Annotated in this window: 26 protein-coding genes; 11 read left to right on the top strand and 15 right to left on the bottom strand. The window is 61.0% G+C overall.

The features are described from left to right. Window positions 1–42: 42 nt before the first annotated feature. From AAC850_RS02495 to AAC850_RS02435, 13 genes are all read right to left on the bottom strand, one after another. Complete coding sequence (locus AAC850_RS02495) at window positions 43–201, bottom strand: YqaE/Pmp3 family membrane protein (RefSeq protein ID WP_340587029.1); 159 nt, start codon at window positions 199–201, stop codon at window positions 43–45. 76 nt (window positions 202–277) lie between these two features. Then, entirely contained in the window at window positions 278–625 is a 348-nt protein-coding gene (locus AAC850_RS02490) for a YbaN family protein (RefSeq protein WP_340587028.1), read from the bottom strand. A gap of 4 nt (window positions 626–629) precedes the next feature. Continuing rightward, complete coding sequence (locus AAC850_RS02485) at window positions 630–1,034, bottom strand: SufE family protein (protein WP_340587027.1); 405 nt, start codon at window positions 1,032–1,034, stop codon at window positions 630–632. Between the two features lie 24 nt (window positions 1,035–1,058). Beyond that, entirely contained in the window at window positions 1,059–1,304 is a 246-nt protein-coding gene (locus AAC850_RS02480; RefSeq protein ID WP_422723167.1) for a hypothetical protein, read from the bottom strand. Between the two features lie 21 nt (window positions 1,305–1,325). Next, window positions 1,326–1,577, bottom strand: a complete 252-nt coding sequence (locus tag AAC850_RS02475) for a hypothetical protein (protein WP_340587025.1) — start codon at window positions 1,575–1,577, stop codon at window positions 1,326–1,328. Continuing rightward, the gene (locus AAC850_RS02470) at window positions 1,577–1,870 is read right to left on the bottom strand and encodes a hypothetical protein (RefSeq protein WP_340587024.1); all 294 of its coding nucleotides are present in this window, start codon (window positions 1,868–1,870) and stop codon (window positions 1,577–1,579) included. Before AAC850_RS02470 ends, AAC850_RS02475 begins: the two co-directional genes overlap by 1 nt. After that, window positions 1,870–2,184, bottom strand: a complete 315-nt coding sequence (locus tag AAC850_RS02465; RefSeq protein ID WP_340587023.1) for a hypothetical protein — start codon at window positions 2,182–2,184, stop codon at window positions 1,870–1,872. The genes AAC850_RS02470 and AAC850_RS02465 overlap by 1 nt, the downstream gene beginning before the upstream one ends. Continuing rightward, window positions 2,184–2,531, bottom strand: coding sequence for a hypothetical protein (locus tag AAC850_RS02460; RefSeq protein WP_340587022.1), 348 nt, complete (start codon window positions 2,529–2,531; stop codon window positions 2,184–2,186). Before AAC850_RS02460 ends, AAC850_RS02465 begins: the two co-directional genes overlap by 1 nt. Then, window positions 2,531–2,842 carry a hypothetical protein gene (locus AAC850_RS02455; RefSeq protein WP_340587021.1) on the bottom strand — a complete coding sequence of 104 codons (312 nt, stop codon included), beginning with the start codon at window positions 2,840–2,842 and terminating at the stop codon, window positions 2,531–2,533. Before AAC850_RS02455 ends, AAC850_RS02460 begins: the two co-directional genes overlap by 1 nt. Before the next feature lie 26 nt (window positions 2,843–2,868). Next, window positions 2,869–3,246 (bottom strand): envelope stress response membrane protein PspC, encoded by a 378-nt coding sequence (gene pspC / locus AAC850_RS02450; RefSeq protein ID WP_340587020.1) that lies wholly within the window; start codon window positions 3,244–3,246, stop codon window positions 2,869–2,871. Then, on the bottom strand, window positions 3,243–3,539 hold the full coding sequence (gene pspB, locus AAC850_RS02445; protein WP_340587019.1) for an envelope stress response membrane protein PspB: 297 nt from the start codon (window positions 3,537–3,539) through the stop codon (window positions 3,243–3,245). Before pspB ends, pspC begins: the two co-directional genes overlap by 4 nt. 2 nt (window positions 3,540–3,541) lie before the next feature. Further along, window positions 3,542–4,381, bottom strand: coding sequence for a phage shock protein PspA (gene pspA / locus AAC850_RS02440; RefSeq protein ID WP_422723166.1), 840 nt, complete (start codon window positions 4,379–4,381; stop codon window positions 3,542–3,544). Beyond that, window positions 4,378–4,533, bottom strand: a complete 156-nt coding sequence (locus AAC850_RS02435) for a hypothetical protein (protein WP_340587018.1) — start codon at window positions 4,531–4,533, stop codon at window positions 4,378–4,380. The genes pspA and AAC850_RS02435 overlap by 4 nt, the downstream gene beginning before the upstream one ends. Window positions 4,534–4,687: 154 nt before the next feature. Here AAC850_RS02435 and pspF point away from each other — a divergent pair, with 154 nt between their 5' ends. From pspF to AAC850_RS02380, 11 genes are all read left to right on the top strand, one after another. Beyond that, window positions 4,688–5,713: a phage shock protein operon transcriptional activator gene (gene pspF / locus AAC850_RS02430; protein WP_340587017.1), complete on the top strand. Its 1,026-nt coding sequence runs from the start codon at window positions 4,688–4,690 to the stop codon at window positions 5,711–5,713. An 82-nt stretch (window positions 5,714–5,795) separates the two neighbouring features. Continuing rightward, complete coding sequence (locus AAC850_RS02425; protein ID WP_340587016.1) at window positions 5,796–6,086, top strand: hypothetical protein; 291 nt, start codon at window positions 5,796–5,798, stop codon at window positions 6,084–6,086. A 154-nt stretch (window positions 6,087–6,240) separates the two neighbouring features. Continuing rightward, window positions 6,241–6,801, top strand: a complete 561-nt coding sequence (gene rimP, locus AAC850_RS02420; protein WP_340587015.1) for a ribosome maturation protein RimP — start codon at window positions 6,241–6,243, stop codon at window positions 6,799–6,801. Continuing rightward, on the top strand, window positions 6,801–8,465 hold the full coding sequence (gene nusA / locus AAC850_RS02415) for a transcription termination factor NusA (RefSeq protein WP_340587014.1): 1,665 nt from the start codon (window positions 6,801–6,803) through the stop codon (window positions 8,463–8,465). Before rimP ends, nusA begins: the two co-directional genes overlap by 1 nt. Then, entirely contained in the window at window positions 8,446–9,189 is a 744-nt protein-coding gene (locus AAC850_RS02410) for a DUF448 domain-containing protein (protein ID WP_340587013.1), read from the top strand. Before nusA ends, AAC850_RS02410 begins: the two co-directional genes overlap by 20 nt. Before the next feature lie 31 nt (window positions 9,190–9,220). Then, on the top strand, window positions 9,221–11,743 hold the full coding sequence (gene infB / locus AAC850_RS02405; RefSeq protein ID WP_340587012.1) for a translation initiation factor IF-2: 2,523 nt from the start codon (window positions 9,221–9,223) through the stop codon (window positions 11,741–11,743). Window positions 11,744–11,785: 42 nt separating this feature from the next. Continuing rightward, window positions 11,786–12,223 carry a PaaI family thioesterase gene (locus tag AAC850_RS02400; RefSeq protein WP_340587011.1) on the top strand — a complete coding sequence of 146 codons (438 nt, stop codon included), beginning with the start codon at window positions 11,786–11,788 and terminating at the stop codon, window positions 12,221–12,223. Further along, the gene (locus tag AAC850_RS02395) at window positions 12,223–12,762 is read left to right on the top strand and encodes a DUF1697 domain-containing protein (RefSeq protein WP_340587010.1); all 540 of its coding nucleotides are present in this window, start codon (window positions 12,223–12,225) and stop codon (window positions 12,760–12,762) included. Before AAC850_RS02400 ends, AAC850_RS02395 begins: the two co-directional genes overlap by 1 nt. Continuing rightward, a complete protein-coding gene (rbfA, locus tag AAC850_RS02390; protein WP_340587009.1) occupies window positions 12,762–13,154 on the top strand; it encodes a 30S ribosome-binding factor RbfA in 393 nt (130 codons plus the stop codon). Before AAC850_RS02395 ends, rbfA begins: the two co-directional genes overlap by 1 nt. Before the next feature lie 60 nt (window positions 13,155–13,214). Next, complete coding sequence (locus AAC850_RS02385; RefSeq protein ID WP_340587008.1) at window positions 13,215–13,796, top strand: thymidine kinase; 582 nt, start codon at window positions 13,215–13,217, stop codon at window positions 13,794–13,796. A 19-nt stretch (window positions 13,797–13,815) separates the two neighbouring features. Further along, window positions 13,816–14,343, top strand: a complete 528-nt coding sequence (locus AAC850_RS02380; RefSeq protein ID WP_340587007.1) for a hypothetical protein — start codon at window positions 13,816–13,818, stop codon at window positions 14,341–14,343. A gap of 7 nt (window positions 14,344–14,350) precedes the next feature. Here the strand turns inward: AAC850_RS02380 and AAC850_RS02375 are convergent, their stop codons facing one another. Both AAC850_RS02375 and AAC850_RS02370 read right to left on the bottom strand, forming a co-directional pair. Next, window positions 14,351–14,842, bottom strand: coding sequence for a flavodoxin family protein (locus AAC850_RS02375; protein ID WP_340587006.1), 492 nt, complete (start codon window positions 14,840–14,842; stop codon window positions 14,351–14,353). Further along, window positions 14,839–16,425, bottom strand: coding sequence for an AbgT family transporter (locus AAC850_RS02370; protein WP_340587005.1), 1,587 nt, complete (start codon window positions 16,423–16,425; stop codon window positions 14,839–14,841). The genes AAC850_RS02375 and AAC850_RS02370 overlap by 4 nt, the downstream gene beginning before the upstream one ends. Window positions 16,426–16,446: the final 21 nt, after the last annotated feature.

Here is a 16,446-nt window from a genome sequence, read left to right as displayed (position 1 = left end):
CAAGCGCACGGCCCCTTTTTAGTTGGTCAGTTCCAGCCGGACTTACCGAGCGTAATTCACATACAGACCGTGGATCAGGCCGGGAATGAAGCCCAGCAGCGTCAGCACAAGATTGATGAGGAAGGTGGAGCCGAGGCCGTGCTTGGCGGCAACGCCGAGCGGCGGCAGCAGGATGGTTGCAATCAGTACGAGAATTGCCATGTCATTTTATTCCTTGCGTTTTCCCGTCCAACCCTATGCAAATTCAACGCATCGCATGGCGCGATGTTCCGATTTGCTATTCGTTTCGGGTGGCGATCCACGTCCCGCAAATCACCAGTACGGCGACCGAGATCCAGTACCAGGGATCGCCCAGCGTGTACCACGTCACGACAGCGCCCGTGGCCATAGCGCCGATAGCCATGGTCTTGGCCCGGCGGGAAATCGCGCGGCGTTCGCGCCAGTCCTGCACCTGCGGACCCCAAGTCGGGTGATCGAGGATCTTCTTCTCGAGCGCCGGATTGCTGCGGGCAAAGCAATAGGTGGCGAGCAGCAGGAACGGCACCGTCGGCATGATCGGCAGCGCCGCGCCGATTGCGCCCAAAGCGACGCAGATGAGTCCGCCAGCAAGATAGAGCCGGCGCACGCGGTCAGCTTTCGATCCGCGCCGCGTGTTCTTTCACCAGCGCGATCATGTTGGGGACACCCTGCGTGCGGTTGGAGCTGAGCTGGTTCCTGAGATCGAAGGGTTCGAGCGCCCCTGCAATGTCCATCTGTGCAACCTCTGCGGCAGGCTTGTCCTGCACGGCGGAGATCACCAGCGCGACGATGCCCTTGGTAATCGCGGCGTTGCTGTCGGCCAGGAAATGCAGCCGGTCGCCATCAGCGGTGGGATAGACCCACACCTGCGCCGAACAGCCGCGTACCAGCGTGGCATCGGTCTTGAGCGCGGCGGGCATGTCCTCCAGCTCGCGGCCCAGCTCGATCAGCAGGCGATAGCGTTCATCGCCCTCGAGAAAATCATACTCTTCGTGAATGTCATCAAGTGTGCGCATGTCAGCGCAGATAGTCACTTCGCGTCAGAGGTCCACCCCGCTGGCGATTGCTTCCAGCTTGCGGATGCGTTCCTTGAGGTCGGCGATCTCTATCCGCGCCATGCCCTCGGGCGAGCCGTTTTCCATCTCGGGCGGCAGCCTGCGCATTTCCAATTCACGATTCTTGTATGCGAGCCAGCCCTGCCAGCCCAGCAATGCAGTGCCTGCCGTGATGACCAGCCCAACCAGCGCGGTTGCGGCAACAAGCATGTCGACTTCCATCATCATCATGTTCTCCTTGCCCTTGGTCCCCTATTCGTCCCGGAGTTTCTCGATTTCCTCGGCGGTGCGACGCGCCGGGTCGGTGGCTATGCGTTCAAGCACTTTGACGCGCTCGCGCAGGCTTACGACTTCGTCTTCCAGTTCCTTTTCCCGATTGCTCGGCAAGGTCGGCTGGTCCTGCTCCTCGACACGATCGCGCGACTTGCGCTTGGAGCGGCTTCCCAGCGTGCCGGTGATGGCCATGATCAGCACGATCAGGACGATGGCGGTCCAGAATCCCATTACACTTTCTCTCCCTCGGCCTTGATTTCACGCAGGTTCTCGATCTGACGCGAAATGTCGGCCGATGGATCGGTGGCAATACGTTTGAGAACGCGCAGGCGGTCCTCCAGCTGCTGGAACGACTGATCGTTCTTGGCAGCCTGGCCCTTCCTGGCCTGCTCGATCTGCAATTCCAGTTCGAGCTTGCGCTCCTCGTGTCGCACGACACGGCGGTGCGTAAGAATCACGAACGGGAACACGATGAGTGCCAGCGCGACGACAAAACCGAAAATAAGAAGTAGATCACCGTCCATCAGTTTGCCTCCTTCTGCGCGCCACGCAGTGTCTCGATCTCATGGGTCAACTGGTATCCGCTATCGGTGACGATCCGCTCCACATTGGCGAGGCGATCCTTCATCGATCCGAGTTCGGCGCGCAGGGCAGCGTTTTCCTGGCTGAGCAGTTTCACCCGCTCCTCGTTCTCGGCGCTTTTCGGATAGACCGCCTTGCCCCAGCTGTTTTCCAGCGGATATCCGTGGCGGATACGCATCCAGGTGTTGGCGACCCAGCCCAGCGTGATCGTGCCGATGCCGACGATGACGGCGGTTTCGGTGAGTGGGAAATCCATCAGACTTGCTCTTTCTTGTCGAAGTTCAATGGCACGCCCGCTGCGCTGGCATTGTTGGCGGGCTTGTCACGCAGCGCCTCGATTTCCTCGGCCACGGTATAGCCCTTGTCGGTGACGATGCGTTCGAGCACGATCATCCGGTCCTGCATCTTCTCCATCGTTTGCATCAGTTGCTGGTTCATTTCGCGCAGCTTGGCATCATCGCGTTCGGAAGCCTTCTCGGTCTTGCCGCCCCACTCGTCTTCGAGCGAGTAGCCATGTTTTGCGCGGATCCAGTTGTTCACGATCCAACCGATAGTGCTGATCGCGATGATCGCTACGACGAAACCCGGTCCTCCCCAATCCATTATGCTTTTTCCTTCTGGTCAAAATTCATCTGCACGCCGCTGCCTTTTTCCTCGACAGCGCGGACATCGCGCAGCGCCTCGATCTGGCTGGCGACGTCATATCCTTTGTCTGTGACGATGCGTTCGAGCACACGGACACGGCTTTCTAATTCCTGGACGTGGCTCGCATATTGCGCAGCTTTCTCGCTGGTCGCTTCGGCCGTGGCCGCAATGCGCTTTTCTTCAAGCTTTTTCTGGCTACTGATCCAGACGATGCCGAACACCATCAGGAATGGAGCAGAAACTGCGACCAATCCGATCAAATCACCCATTTTCCACTCCCCTCAATTCGATTGGCTCAGCGCAGGCGCTCGATTTCCGAGGTCAGGCGCGGGTTGGAGCTGACGTAGTAGCTCTCCACCTCGGCCAGGCGCCGGTCGACGTCCTTCATCTGCGCGCGGATTTCGCGGGCGGTACGCTTCGGGTTCTGCCGCACGCGCTGCCAGTACTGGTTCTCGCCCGGATCGGCGGAGTAGAGATGCGCCGGCTTCTTGTTCAGCAATACGCCCATGACGATGTAGGCAAGTATCGGCCAACCCATGGTGATGATCGACACGACCAAACCAAGCCGGATCCAGAAGGCGTTGACGCCGGTATAGTCGGCAACGCCAGCGCATACGCCCATGAACTTGCCGTTCTGCTTATCGCGGTACAGCGTGGTGCGGGGGGTATTCATGCGCGTTCTCCTCTCTTCTCGGCGATCAGTTCTTCCAGTTCGCGAAGCGGCACATTGTCCACTTCCTTGTCATGCTGGATACGTGCCGGCTTGAAGTCGGCATTGTCGGAGGCAACCAGTCGTTCGACCGTGTCCATCCGTTCGTCGAGCCGTTTTGCAAGGCTGTAGAGGTCTTCCAGCAGCGCCTCGTCATCGGTGGTGATGGTGGCGGCGGTCTTCCACTTGGTCACATAATGAAGGATGAGCCAGGGCAGGCCAATCACGACCATCGGGATGATGATAACTTCTTCCACGGTTATTCCCCTTCGTCTTTCTTCTCAGCACTGCTGCCCTTGCCGAGCGCGCGCTTCATTTCTTCCAATTCCTCATCGACCTTGTCGCCGCCTTCGAGCGCGGCAAATTCATCGGCCAAGCTGTTGCCGCTGTTGTTCGAGATCTGCAGCGCATCGGCGCGGCCTTCGGCATAGTCGACACGGCGTTCGAGTTGGTCGAAGCGGGTCAGCGCATCGTCCACACGTTCGTTGGTCATCAGGCTGCGCAGCTTGACGCGGTTTTCCGCGCTTTCGAGGCGTGCGGCGATCTGGCTCTGGCGACTGCGGGCCTCGCGCAGGCGGTGCTGCAGCTTTGCGATGTCCTGTTCATAAGCGCGCAGGGCGTCGTCGAGCACGGCGATTTCCTGGCGTAACTGGTCGATCATGTCGGTCGCCTTGCGCTTTTCCATCAGCGCGGCACGGGCCAGGTCTTCGCGGTCCTTTGACAGCGCGAGTTGCGCCTTTTCGGCCCAATCGGCCTGAAGACGGTCCAGCTTGACCGTGTGGCGGTGCATTTCTTTTTGGTCGGCGATCGTGCGCGCCGCACTCGCGCGGACTTCGACCAGGGTTTCCTCCATTTCGAGGATGATCATGCGGATCATCTTCGCGGGGTCGTCCGCCTGGTCGAGCAGTTCGTTGAAGTTGGCAGCGATAATATCACGGGTGCGGCTGAAAATGCCCATCCAGTTTCCTCCAGAGTAATTGGCGCCCGACGTGGGGGTGGGGCTGGTGCGCAGGCGCTCGATCTCCTGATCGAGGCGGGTTCCTGCGCGCTTCAGTCCTTTGCCCAGCGGGGTAAGGGGGTTGTTGTTCTGGTCGCTCACGCCAGCTCACCGGTAATGGATGCGCTGACCAACATGTTGGCTCCGCTGACATCCGCCTGCATCTGCGCGAAAACGGTGAATGCAACCATCGCGATCACGCTTACCAGCGCGGCGTGTCCCACCTTGCTGGAGAAGAAGCTGCGATCAAACATTCTGAAACCCTCCTGAAATCATGTATGCACGATGAACTGCAATGGTCGTGCCAAATCGCATGATTGGCGGATTTTCGCAGTTTTTTGACATGGCGGCGTCGCGCGATATGGTTTCTCTTGCCAAGATGTGGGAAATTTCCCTATATCTTGGCGCGTGGAGCAGAAGAACCAGTTCATCGGCCAGTCCGGCGCTTTTCTCGACGCTGTCGAACGCGCCAGCCGCGCCGCGCCGATGTCACGCCCGATCCTCGTGATCGGAGAGCGCGGGACGGGCAAGGAATTGATCGCAGAACGCCTGCACCGCCTGTCCGACCGTTGGGAAGGCCCGCTCGTCATCATGAACTGCGCCGCGCTTCCCGAAACCCTGATCGAGGCAGAATTGTTCGGTCACGAGCAGGGAGCATTCACGGGTGCTACCAGAGCGCGCGAGGGACGGTTCGAAGAAGCCGACCGGGGCACGTTATTTCTCGACGAACTGGGCACATTGTCGATGGGCGCGCAGGAACGCTTGCTTCGCGCAGTCGAATATGGCGAGGTCACGCGGATCGGTTCATCGCGTCCCACGCAAGTCGATGTCCGCATCGTCGCCGCCACCAATGAAGACCTGCCACGCCGCGCCGAGGAAGGGACGTTCCGCCCCGATCTGCTCGACCGGCTGAGTTTCGAGGTTATTACCCTGCCGCCGCTGCGCGTGCGCGAAGGCGATATTCAGGTGCTGGCGGACTATTTCGGTCGCCGCATGGCCGCCGAACTGGGCTGGGAGCAATGGCCCGGCTTCGCCGAACATGTTGCCAATGCGATGGAGGAACACCCGTGGCCCGGCAACGTCCGCGAACTGCGCAATGTCGTTGAGCGCGCGGTGTATCGCTGGGACAATTGGGAACAGCCCATCGGAGAGGTGGTATTCGATCCCTTCGACAGCCCGTGGAAACCGCTTGAAACACACGCTCCTGCCATAAAGGGGGAGGGCAAACCCGCGCCTTCGCAGACCGCCCCCGCTTCACCGCGCTTCGACAAGATCGACGATTTGCGCGCCGCGGTCGACGCGCACGAACGGGCGATTGTCGAGCACGCTCTCGGCGCCAATCGCTGGAACCAGCGGCAAACCGCCAAGGCGCTCGGCCTCACCTACGATCAGTTGCGCCACGCCATCAAGAAACACGATATCGCGTCGAATTAGGGCTGAATTTACCCTCTTCGCCTATTCTCGGCGAATACGCAGCACTTGAGCTGCGCGCTGGAGGGGAAGTCTTGTGAACAGCATGGCAGTAAAAGCTATCGCCGTGGTAGCTCTGATGATGGTGTTCATTGGCATCTTCACCGCGTTCGATGATACGGCGGACGACCGTGAGCAGGTCTATCAGGAAGCCTATGACGAGACGCAGCAACGCTTGCGCGACTCGCAGGACTTGGGTGAACTCGAAACCGGCATTTCCGACCCTGACGACGACGAAGATGAAGATGGCTTTGCCGAGGAAAGCCGGGCCGAGCGCGAACTCTTCGACGGTGATTTCGAGAACGAACCGACCGACGATTGGGCCGGCGTTGAGTGATCTCCTGCCGCATGCAAACTCCCTTGTTGCTTTCCTGCGCGGCTCGCCCTAAATAGCACGCATCCCGACATTGTCGCGACACTGGAGGGGCTGGCGCCATACGGGGCCGGCCACAAACCCGCTGTCGTGATAATGCCGACCCGATGGAGTGTTGATGGCCGATATTGCGCGCCTTGTTGAAGTGATCGAACCCGAAGCCGAGGCTCTGGGTTTCGAACTCGTACGCGTGAAGATGACCGGCAGCGGAGACGAGCGCACCTTGCAGGTGATGGCTGAAGATCCCGCCACCGATCAGTTGGTTGTCGAGCAATGTGCGAAGCTTTCGCGCGCCATTTCGGACCGAATCGATGCGATCGAGGAAGCTGGAGAGGAACTGGTGCGCGGTGCGTACAACCTAGAAGTCAGCAGCCCCGGCATTGATCGCCCGCTCACCCGCGCCAAGGATTATGCAAGGTGGGCCGGACACGAAGCGAAGATCGCCTTGTCCGAAAAGGTTTTCGGTCACCGCAATCTGCGCGGCGAACTGGTCGGGATAGAAGGCGAAACCGTCACCATCGCGGATAATTCTGCGGGCGAGGTTGCGGTTCCGCTCGGTACAATTCATTCGGCCAAGCTCGTCCTGACAGACAAGCTGATCGCCGCCACACAGCCGCTCGACATGAGCGGTGTCGAAGATATTTTGGAATCCAACGAGGAAGAAGAGGCTCAATCCTGATGGCCAGCCCCATTTCAGCCAACAAGGCGGAACTGCTTGCAATCGCCAATGCCGTCGCATCGGAAAAGATGATCGACAAGGGCATCGTTATCGAAGCGATGGAAGAAGCGATCCAGAAGGCCGCGCGCGCGCGTTTCGGCCAGGAAAACGACATTCGCGCCAAGCTCGACCCGGTCACCGGCGATTTGCGCCTGTGGCGGGTTGTCGAAGTGGTCGAGGAAGTCGAAGATTATTTCAAGCAGGTCGATCTGGCGCAGGCCGAAAAGCTGGAGCCGGGCTCGGCTGTCGGCGATTTCATCGTCGATCCGCTTCCTGCCATGGATGACCTTGGCCGTATCGACGCGCAGAGCGCCAAGCAGGTGATCTTCCAGAAGGTCCGCGATGCCGAGCGTGAGCGTCAGTTCGAGGAATTCAAGGATCGCGCCGGCGAAGTCATCACCGGCGTCATTAAGTCGGTCGAATTCGGCCACGTAATCGTCAACCTCGGTCGTGCCGAAGGCGTGATCCGCCGTGACCAGCAGATTCCCCGCGAAGCTGCCCGTGTTGGCGAACGTGTCCGCGCGCTCATCAGCAAGGTGGAACGCAACAACCGCGGTCCGCAGATCTTCCTCAGCCGCGCACATCCCGAATTCATGAAAAAGCTGTTCGCGCAGGAAGTGCCCGAAATCTACGATGGCATCATCGAGATCAAGGCAGCAGCCCGCGACCCGGGCAGCCGCGCCAAGATCGGCGTTATCAGCCATGATTCCTCGATCGACCCGGTCGGCGCCTGCGTCGGCATGAAGGGTAGCCGCGTGCAGGCCGTCGTGCAGGAACTGCAGGGCGAAAAGATCGACATCATTCCGTGGAGCGAAGACACCGCGACTTTCGTGGTCAACGCGCTCCAGCCCGCCACCGTCAGTCGCGTTGTGCTGGATGAGGAAGAAGGCCGCATTGAAGTCGTCGTTCCCGACGACCAGCTTTCGCTCGCTATCGGTCGCCGTGGCCAGAACGTGCGCCTTGCCAGCCAGCTGACCGACAGCCAGATCGACATCATGACCGAGGAAGAAGCCTCGGAGAAGCGTAGCAAGGAATTTGCAGAGCGTTCCAAGATGTTTGAGGAAGAACTCGACGTCGACGAAACGCTGTCGCAGCTGCTCGTGGCCGAAGGCTTCGTCGAGCTCGAGGAAGTTGCCTATGTCGAACTGGCCGAACTCGCCAGCATCGAAGGCTTCGACGAGGAACTGGCCGAAGAACTGCAAAGCCGTGCACAGGAAGCCTTGCAGCGTCAGGAAGAAGCGCACCGCGCTGCCCGCCGCGAGCTGGGTGTCGAGGATGACCTCGCCGAACTTCCGCACCTCACCGAGCAGATGCTCGTGGTGCTGGGCAAGGGCGGCATCAAGACGCTCGACGACCTCGCCGATCTCGCCACCGACGAATTGATCGCCAAGAAGCGCGAAGCGCCGCGCCGTCGCAAGACCGAAGACGGTCCGCCAACGCGTCGTCCGCAGCGCACCGAGGACAAGGGCGGCGTGCTCGGCATGTTCGGCCTGTCCGAAGAGCAGGGCAACGAGATCATCATGGCTGCGCGTGCGCACTGGTTCGAGGACGAGGAAGAAGCGGCTCCGACCGCAGAAGCCGAGCCCCAAGCAGAGGAGGCCGCCGATGCGGAATCCTCAACATGACCCATTAGGTTCGCCTAAAACCGAGAGTGGCGTCTCCCGCGAAGGCGGGAGCGAGCGTCGTTGCGTGCTGAGCGGTCAAAGCTCTGCACGCGATGATCTGGTGCGCCTGGCACTGTCGCCTGAAGACGCAGATGGCATGTGCCATATCCTGCCCGATGCCCTGGCCAAGGCGCCCGGACGCGGCGCGTGGATCGGCGTGACACGCGATGAGCTGGCGGCAGCGATTGCATCGGGCCAGCTGCGCGGCGCGCTGTCGCGGGCGTTCAAGACCGGCAAGATTGCCATACCCGATGACTTGCCTGAACAGACGAAGGCAGCGTTGGAAAAGGCTGTCCTACAAAGGCTTGGCCTCGAAATGCGCTCCGGGAGGCTTATATTGGGTTCCGATCGCATCGCGCAGGATGCCCGCATGGGCAAGGTCGCCGCGCTTTATCACGCTGGCGACGCCAGTGAGGACGGGTGCAAGAAGCTCGACCAGGCATGGCGCGTGGGGAGCGATGCGGAAGGTTCAGGCGTGCAAGGCGTGCGTCTGCCACTGGACCGGGAGGCCCTGTCTGTGGCATTGGGCCGCGACAATGTCGTCCACCTGGCGCTTGCCGATGCCAGATCGGCACAGCGGGTAGCGATCCCGCTGGGGCGCTTGCAGACCTTTCTGGGGGCCGTGAAAGCGGCCGGGACTAGCGAAGAAGCTGGCGGTGAGACCGCCGCCGGCCTCTCCGCATGACTGATTGATTTTGAAGGAATAGTACGAGCACATGAGCGAAGAAAACGACACACCGAAGCGCACCCGCAAACCGCTGGGGCTCAAGCGCTCGGTCGATGCAGGTGAGGTCAAGCAGACCTTCAGCCACGGTCGCACCAACAAGGTTGCGGTCGAGGTAAAGCGTCGCCGCAAGCTCGTGAAGCCCGGTGAAGAACCGGCTGCACCGCCGCCGCCACCTCCTCCGCCCCCGCCGCCGCCCGCGCCGGCTGCAAAGAAGGCCGCTCCCAAGAAGGCTGCGCCCGCTGGTGAGACTCCGCAGGAACGCGTCGCACGTATGCAGCGCGAGGCCGAGGAAGACCGGCTGCGCCAGGCCGAGGAATCGCGCAAGCGCGAGGAAGAGCAGGCCAAGAAAGCTGCCGAGGACGAGAAGAAGCGCGCCGAAGAGAACGCCAAGGCCAAGGAAGAGGCTGAGAAGCAGGCCAAGGAAGACGCGAAAGCTACTGCCGAAGCCGAACAGGCTGCCGAGGAAGCGCAGGCCGACGCCTCCGTCGCCCCGGATGACAAGAAGAGCGCGCCGGCCGCGCGCAAGTTCACGCCGGTTGCCCGGCCAGAGCCCAAGCGCCCTGAAAAGAAGCGCGAGGAAAAGCCCAAGCGTGGTGCTGGAGGTGGCGGATCCGCTGCCGACAAGCGCCGTTCGGGCAAGCTGACGGTCAACAAGGCACTCAACGAGGACGAGGGCCGCCGTGCGCGCAGTCTCGCTGCGCTCAAGCGTGCGCGCGAGAAAGAACGCCGCGCCCAGGGCGGCGGCTCCAGCGCACCGCGTGAAAAGCAGGTCCGCGATGTCGTCGTTCCTGAAGCCATCACCGTGGGTGAACTGGCCAAGCGCATGGGCGAGAAGGGCGCCGACCTCGTGAAGGAGCTGTTCAATCTCGACATGATGGTCACCGTCAACCAGACGATCGACCAGGATACTGCGGAATTGCTGGTCGAACAGTTCGGTCACAACATTCAGAAGGTTTCCGAGGCCGATATCGATATCGATACGACCGAGGACGACGATGCCGAAGAAACCAAGCAGCCGCGTCCGCCGGTTGTCGCGGTCATGGGCCATGTCGACCACGGCAAGACCAGCCTGCTCGATGCACTCCGCAAGACCAATGTGACGCGCGGCGAAGCTGGCGGGATCACCCAGCATATCGGTGCCTATCAGGTGACCACCAAGGACAAGCAGAAGGTGACGTTCCTCGATACGCCGGGTCACGCCGCCTTTACCGAAATGCGCCAGCGCGGTGCCAATGTCACCGATATCGTGGTGCTGGTGGTTGCTGCCGACGATGGCATCATGCCGCAGACGATCGAGGCCATCAATCACGCCAAGGCGGCGAATGTCCCGCTGATCGTGGCAATCAACAAGATCGACAAGCCCGAAGCCAACGCCCAGAAAGTGCGCGAGCGCCTGCTCGAGCATGAGGTGATCGTGGAAGAAATGTCGGGCGAAGTGCTCGACGTGGAAGTTTCTGCCACCAAGGGTACCGGCCTGGACGAACTGATCGAGAAGATCGCGCTGCAGGCCGAGCTGCTCGAACTCAAGGCGCGCCCTGACCGCGATGCGATTGCAACCGTGGTCGAAGCGCAGCTCGACAAGGGCCGTGGCCCGGTCGCCACCGTGCTCGTCAATCGCGGTACGCTCAAGCGCGGCGATACTTTCGTCGTCGGCACCGAAAGCGGCAAGGTCCGTGCGCTGGTCAACGACCAGGGCAAGCAGATCAAGGAAGCCGGTCCATCGATGCCGGTCGAAGTGCTGGGCCTTGGCGGCGTGCCTGCCGCAGGCGAGTTGCTGACCGTTGTCGAAAACGAACAGCGTGCCCGCGAAGTCGCTGAATACCGCAAGGAAAAAGCCACCGAGAAGCGCACCGCGCTCGCCCCGACCAGCTTCGACACGATGTTCAACACATCGAACGTGATCGAATGGCCGGTCGTGGTGAAAGCGGATGTGCAAGGTTCGGTTGAGGCCATTACCACGGCGCTGCACAATCTTTCGAACGATGATATCAAGGTGCGCGTGCTCCACGCGGGCGTGGGTGCCATCACCGAAAGCGATGTGCAGCTTGCCGCAGGCTCCAAGGCACCGATCGTCGGTTTCAACGTGCGACCCAATGCCAAGGCGCGCGAGCTGGTGAAGCGTGACGGCGTCCGGATGATGTATCACGATGTGATCTATCACCTGACCGACGAGATCACGAAGGAACTGCTCGGCGAACTCGGCCCGCTCAAGGTCGAAAACGTGGTTGGCCGCGCCGAGGTCAAAGAGGTGTTCAAGTCCGGCAAGCGCGACAAGGCGGCTGGCCTGCTGGTCGAGGAAGGCGTCATCCGCAAGGGCCTGCACGCTCGCCTCACCCGCGAGGACGTCATCGTCTCTGCCACCACCATCGCTTCGCTGCGACGCTTCAAGGACGATGTGGACGAAGTCCGCGCCGGTCTCGAATGCGGCGTGGTCCTGGAAGACACCAACGATATCAAGCCGGGCGACCAGCTTGAAGTGTTCGAGGTGAACGAGGAAGAGCGGACTCTCTGAGTCCGCTCTCACCTCCCGCGAGCGGGAGTAACGGGACGCTAGATGACCAAACCGCCGAACAATATCCTGCAATGGCCGTCGGCCAAGCTGATGGGTGCCGAATTCGTTTCGCATGACGAAGCGGACGGCACAGTCGAAATGGCGTTTATCCCGCCCGAAGGCTTCGCCAATATGCGTGGCTGTGTGCAGGGCGGGCTGCTGGCCGGGCCGATGGACGAAGCGATGGGCGCGGCAGTGTTCGTTGCTACCAATGGCGGCTTGCAGCTGACGCTCGACATCAATCTCTCGCTGCTGCGGCCCGTGCCGATGGAACGCATGACCGTGAAGGCGCGGGCGGTGAAAACCGGTCGCCGCGTGACCTATGTCGAAAGCGAGCTGTTCGATGTGAACGGCAAGCTCTGCGCGCGCGCTACGGCCACCACGATGATGACCGGATGGCCCGGCGCGGACAAGCAGCAGGAGCAAGGGCCCGACGCCTGATGCCGCGCTACGTCGCCTTCTTTGCCAGCATGAATGTCGGCGGTAACCGCCTTACGATGGCCGAGCTGCGCGAAGCGCTGGAGCGGGCAGAGCTGGAAGACATCGAAACGGTCGTTGCCAGCGGCAATGTGCTGTTTTCCTACGATGACCGCCCGACCGACGGCCTGTCCGAAATGCTCGCCTTCATCGTGAAGGATCACTTCCGTTTCGAAACCTTTGCCGCCGTGCGCAATGCTGCTGAAGTGCGCGCCGCGATCGAGAACAATCCGTTTCGCGACACCGGCGAGGAGAAGCTCGTCCACACGCTGTTCCTCGATGGCGAGGTCGATGAGGAAGGCTTTGCGAAGCTACTAGCCGATCACGAAGGGCGCGGACCCGAACGTATCGCCAAGGGGCCGCGCTGTCTCTATATCGATTATGCCGAAGGCGTGGGCACCAGCAGGCTCACCGGTGATTTTATCGAACGCCGGATCGGCACGCGTGGAACCGCCCGCAACATGCGCTCGTTGCAGCGAATATTGGACAAGATGGAAGAATAATGGCCCGCCACTCCGCCCCCGAAGACCAGTCCGTCCGCCTGCTCAAGGTGGGTGAGCGCGTGCGTCATATACTGTCCGAACTGCTCGCACGCGGTGAGGCGCATGACGACACCCTGCGCGCCTCCAACATCTCGGTCACCGAAGTGCGCATGTCGCCCGACCTGCGAAATGCGAAGGTCTATGTGAAGCCGCTGCTGGGTGAGGACGAGTCCGTGGTCGTGAAGGCGCTGCGGACCAACACAGCCTTCTTCCAGCGCGAGGTCGCGCAAAGGCTCGGCCTGAAATTCGCGCCCAAGCTGCAGTTCCGCGCCGACGAAAGTTTCGATGAGGCAAGCCGGATCGAACAATTGCTCGATGATCCCAAGGTGCGTCGCGATATCGACGGGGAATAAGTCCCCGACAGCGCGACCGCGCCCCTTGTCCAGCGCGCGGCTTTGGCTTTAGCCAAGGTCATGGCCAAGCTCTATTTCTACTACGCCAGCATGAATGCGGGCAAATCGACCACGCTGCTGCAAGCCGATTTCAACTATCGCGAGCGCGGCATGGACACCATGCTGTGGACCGCCGCTATCGACACCCGCGCCGATGCCGCGATTGCCAGCCGGATCGGGCTGGAGGCCGACGCGAACCGCTATACCCCCGGAACGAATTTGTGGCGCGAGGTGATGGCGCAGCATGAGCAATCGCCGCTCGCCTGCGTGCTGATTGACGAAGCGCAATTCCTCACCGCGATGCAGGCGTGGCAATGTGCACGGCTGGCAGATGAGGGCGGCATCCCGGTGCTATGCTACGGCTTGCGCACCGATTTCCGTGGCGATCTGTTTCCCGGCTCGGCGGTCCTGCTCGGCATCGCCGACGTGCTCGAGGAGCTGAAGGCAGTGTGCCATTGCGGGCGCAAGGCAACGATGAATTTGCGCGTCTCTGACACCGGCGAGGCGGTGGGCGAGGGCGAGCAAACCGAGATTGGCGGCAACGAACGCTACCTCGCGCTGTGTAGAAGGCACTTTGCCGAAAAATTGGACATGTATCGGTAGACAACGTTAGGCTGCGAGAATGCGCCTTTTAGTCCTCGTTTCGATTGTATTTCTCGGTGCTTGCGGGCAGCAGCCTCAGTCTGAACTTACCATCGATCAGCGCGCAATTCTCGAACTCGTACTTGCCGAATTGCCCGACGTTCCTGCAGGTCACCGAGAATTTATCGAAGAGCATCCACGTGCAAGAAAGTGGTCCGACTGGCTGCTCGTCACTAGAATGTGCGTTGCTCCGGAATTGCGTGGCCTCCCTCCAGCGATCGTTCAAGAACATGTAGAAGAATTATACATACCTGAAATTCTTCTCGACGATGTCGTGAAAATACCTGCTGATATTCTACCGCATCATCTCCGACTGGGGAGCGATCGTTTGTTGTGCACAACCGGAAAGGCACAAATCAGTCTAATCGTGATCGATGGCAATCGTGCGAGTGTAGCATATGAAGTTAATGGATTTCGTGGCGGCTATGATTACAGCTGGATTTACGAAAAACAGCCGGATGGGAGCTGGGAGGAAATTGCTTCTTTGGGGTTTGGGTACGTGCAATAGGCTGACTCTAAAACACTCCCATCTCCAGCCCCGCCGCCAGCGTTGCGCCTAGTTCGCGTGCCGCGCGCAGTTCCGCCTCGCCAATCTCTTTCTGGCTGAGAATTTCTTCTTTCGTCTGCGCGTTCACATTGACGATCTGCGTGTCGGCCACACGCTTAAGCCGCCAGCCGGTAGCGATGCGTTCCAATTGGTGCTGGGCATTGCTCCCGTCCGATCCGGCGCAGATCATCGCGGCGTAGGGGCGGCCTTCGATCTGGCCGAGCACGTCGTAATAGGTCCGGTCGAAGAAGGCTTTCATCACCCCTGCAATCGCGGCGAGGTTTTCGGGACAGGCGAAGATGTAGCCATCGCATTCGAGCAGGTCGGCGGATTGCGCCTGGTCAGCAGAAACGAACCGCACCTCCGCGCCGCCAGCTTCCACCGCGCCATCACGCGCAGCCTCGGCCAATTGGCGGGAGCCGCCGGTGAAGCTGTACCAGACGATCAGGAGGGTCTTCATGGGGCCGCCGAAGGTAGCTCCATGAACACGCTCGTCCCCGGTCCGAGCGGCAGGTCGAACACCACCCAGCTGACTGTCACCAGAAGGCCAGCGGCCATGATGCCGAAGAAATAGGGCATCATCAGCGCGGTCAAGCTGCCGAGGCCGAAATTCTTGTTCCAGCGCTGGCAGAAGATTAGGATCAGCGGGAAGTAGACCATCAGCGGGGTGATGATATTGGTCGCGCTGTCGCCCACACGGTAGGCCGCCGTGGTCATTTCGGGCGAGACGCCCACCAGCATCAGCATCGGCACCAGCACGGGTGCAAGCACGCTCCACTTGGCGCTGGCCGAGCCGATAATGAGGTTGAGGAAGGCGCCGAAAAGCACAATTGCGATCAGCATGGCCCACATCGGCAGTCCGCTCGCCTTGAGCGCATCCGCGCCCGTCACCGCCAGCACGATGCCCATGTTGGACCAGGCGAACATCACCACGAAATGCGCCGCGACAAAGCTGAGCACAAGGTAATAGGCCATGTCCTTCATCGCCTCTGACATCTTGCCGATCAGGTCGCGGTGGTCGCCGATCGTGCCCGCCGCGCGGCCATAGGCGTATCCGGGCAGAAGGAAGACCAGCAGGAAGAATGGCAGGAGGCTGCGGTAAAACGGGTTCATTTGCGCTTCGGGCGGGGCGCTCGGATCAACCAGAGGCGCGACGGGGCCAAGCACCAAGAAAGCCCACAGCGCGACAAGGCCCAGCGCGACCAGCCCAGCATTGCGCAACCCTCGTTTCTGCTCGGGCGTAACGCCTTCGGGCACATCGCTCGCCAGAGCCTCTCCCGCGAGTGAGGCGTCATAGGTGCCGAGCCGGGGCTCGATCACGCGGTCGGTCACGAACCAGATGGCCGGCAGGTAAACAAAGGTCATCGCGGCGATGAAATACCAATTGCCCGCGATATTGATCGTGTAGTCGCCGAACACGGTCTGCACCGCAGCCTCGGTAATGCCGAGCAGCAGTGCGTCGAGCTGGCCGGGCAGCAGGTTCGCGCTGAAGGCTCCTGACACGGAGGCAAAGCTCACCCCGATGCCGACAAGCGGGTGGCGACCGGCGGCATAGTAGATGATCGCGGCGAGCGGGATCATCACCACGAAGGCGGCGTCGGCCGCGTGGTTCGCCAACATACAGGCAAGCGCCACGGAAGGCGTTAGCCAGAAGCGCGAGGCCTTGGCGACGCTGGCGCGCATTGCGGTGGTAAACAGGCCCGAACGCTCGGCGACGCCTGCGCCGAGCATGACCGTCAGCACCATTCCCAGTGGCGGGAAGTGGGTGAAGGTTTCGGGCACCAGTGTGAGCAGATTGCGCAAATTCTCGGCCGAGAGCAGGCTTTCGACAGTGATGATGCGGTTGGTGCCAGTATCAGGATCAATCTCTGCGGGATGCGCCGCGGACCAGCCAGCCAGGCTCGCCACTATCGACAGCACGATCAGTATGAGGATGAAATAGACGAACAGCAAAACCGGATCGGGCAGGCGGTTGCCGGTGCGTTCGATCCAGCCGAGAAAACCATTTTGCGTTTCCGCTGATGCGACCGTTGCTGCGCTCATTCCCGTACCCCGCTTCGAGTT

Source organism: Erythrobacter alti (genome assembly GCF_037996805.1).
GTDB lineage: Bacteria > Pseudomonadota > Alphaproteobacteria > Sphingomonadales > Sphingomonadaceae > Alteraurantiacibacter > Alteraurantiacibacter alti.
This window is presented reverse-complemented; position numbering and strand designations above follow the sequence as displayed.

Coding starts and splice junctions, on each gene's coding strand:
- AAC850_RS02465 (WP_340587023.1), bottom strand. CDS start 2,184: ATGGATTTCCCACTCACCGAAACCGCCGTCATCGTCGGCATCGGCACG.
- AAC850_RS02385 (WP_340587008.1), top strand. CDS start 13,215: ATGGCCAAGCTCTATTTCTACTACGCCAGCATGAATGCGGGCAAATCG.
- AAC850_RS02375 (WP_340587006.1), bottom strand. CDS start 14,842: ATGAAGACCCTCCTGATCGTCTGGTACAGCTTCACCGGCGGCTCCCGC.
- AAC850_RS02455 (WP_340587021.1), bottom strand. CDS start 2,842: ATGGGTGATTTGATCGGATTGGTCGCAGTTTCTGCTCCATTCCTGATG.
- AAC850_RS02370 (WP_340587005.1), bottom strand. CDS start 16,425: ATGAGCGCAGCAACGGTCGCATCAGCGGAAACGCAAAATGGTTTTCTC.
- AAC850_RS02495 (WP_340587029.1), bottom strand. CDS start 201: ATGGCAATTCTCGTACTGATTGCAACCATCCTGCTGCCGCCGCTCGGC.
- AAC850_RS02480 (WP_422723167.1), bottom strand. CDS start 1,304: ATGATGATGATGGAAGTCGACATGCTTGTTGCCGCAACCGCGCTGGTT.
- AAC850_RS02395 (WP_340587010.1), top strand. CDS start 12,223: ATGCCGCGCTACGTCGCCTTCTTTGCCAGCATGAATGTCGGCGGTAAC.
- AAC850_RS02410 (WP_340587013.1), top strand. CDS start 8,446: ATGCGGAATCCTCAACATGACCCATTAGGTTCGCCTAAAACCGAGAGT.
- AAC850_RS02400 (WP_340587011.1), top strand. CDS start 11,786: ATGACCAAACCGCCGAACAATATCCTGCAATGGCCGTCGGCCAAGCTG.
- AAC850_RS02435 (WP_340587018.1), bottom strand. CDS start 4,533: ATGTTTGATCGCAGCTTCTTCTCCAGCAAGGTGGGACACGCCGCGCTG.
- nusA (WP_340587014.1), top strand. CDS start 6,801: ATGGCCAGCCCCATTTCAGCCAACAAGGCGGAACTGCTTGCAATCGCC.
- AAC850_RS02475 (WP_340587025.1), bottom strand. CDS start 1,577: ATGGGATTCTGGACCGCCATCGTCCTGATCGTGCTGATCATGGCCATC.
- rimP (WP_340587015.1), top strand. CDS start 6,241: ATGGCCGATATTGCGCGCCTTGTTGAAGTGATCGAACCCGAAGCCGAG.
- AAC850_RS02425 (WP_340587016.1), top strand. CDS start 5,796: ATGGCAGTAAAAGCTATCGCCGTGGTAGCTCTGATGATGGTGTTCATT.
- AAC850_RS02380 (WP_340587007.1), top strand. CDS start 13,816: ATGCGCCTTTTAGTCCTCGTTTCGATTGTATTTCTCGGTGCTTGCGGG.
- pspC (WP_340587020.1), bottom strand. CDS start 3,246: ATGAATACCCCCCGCACCACGCTGTACCGCGATAAGCAGAACGGCAAG.
- AAC850_RS02470 (WP_340587024.1), bottom strand. CDS start 1,870: ATGGACGGTGATCTACTTCTTATTTTCGGTTTTGTCGTCGCGCTGGCA.
- infB (WP_340587012.1), top strand. CDS start 9,221: ATGAGCGAAGAAAACGACACACCGAAGCGCACCCGCAAACCGCTGGGG.
- AAC850_RS02460 (WP_340587022.1), bottom strand. CDS start 2,531: ATGGATTGGGGAGGACCGGGTTTCGTCGTAGCGATCATCGCGATCAGC.
- rbfA (WP_340587009.1), top strand. CDS start 12,762: ATGGCCCGCCACTCCGCCCCCGAAGACCAGTCCGTCCGCCTGCTCAAG.
- AAC850_RS02485 (WP_340587027.1), bottom strand. CDS start 1,034: ATGCGCACACTTGATGACATTCACGAAGAGTATGATTTTCTCGAGGGC.